The organism is Pseudomonas sp. LA5 (genome assembly GCF_028640825.1).
In the GTDB taxonomy this organism is placed as follows: Bacteria; Pseudomonadota; Gammaproteobacteria; order Pseudomonadales; family Pseudomonadaceae; genus Chryseomonas; species Chryseomonas aestiva.
This window is the reverse complement of sequence record NZ_JAQYZY010000037.1, coordinates 1-622: the sequence shown is the minus strand read 5'-3', so window position 1 is coordinate 622 and position 622 is coordinate 1. Positions and strand designations below refer to the sequence as shown.

General features: G+C 61.1%; 1 protein-coding gene. It reads left to right on the top strand.

The window, feature by feature from the left end; translation table 11 throughout:
* Positions 1-182 precede the first annotated feature (182 nt).
* Positions 183-622, top strand: a 440-nt coding sequence (locus tag PVZ72_RS12020; RefSeq protein ID WP_273861253.1) for an IS110 family transposase, incomplete at its 3' end; no start/stop codon positions are given.

Here is a 622-nt window from a genome sequence, read left to right as displayed (position 1 = left end):
CTGATCATCGGGGGAGGATGGCAGGCCGTGTCCACCCTTAAGCCTTTGAGCTTGCAACGTAGATAGGCTGCCTCCTCCACACCCATCCCCGAGTCCGAACGGTATCTAGAGCCTCCAGAGCTCGTATTGCACAAGGTTGGACGGGATGACGTGATCGTGTCGCATCTGAAGGAGGAGACATCATGGCCGTAATCGGTGTTGATATCGCCAAGCGCAGCTTCGATCTGGCGGTCCTGCAATCCAATGGCAAGCACCGGACCAAGGGCAGGCTGAGCAACGATCCGTCAGGCTTCGCGGTCTTTGCCGACTGGCTGCAACAGCATGCCGAGCCAGGCGCTTGGATCGTGATGGAGGCCACGGGCACCTATCACGAAGCGCTCGCCGAGCATTTCCATGCGCTGGGCTACCGAATCGCCGTGCTCAATCCGGCACAGATCGCTCGCTATGCGCAAAGCCAGTTGCAGCGCAGCAAGACGGACAAACTCGACGCCAAGCTGATCGCCACCTATGGCCAGCGGCATGAAGACAGCCTGCGGGCCTGGCACCCCGAGCCTGTGTCCATCCGCACGCTTCGCGCGCTGACCCGGCGCCTGGAGGATCTCCAATCGCTACGGCAGATGGA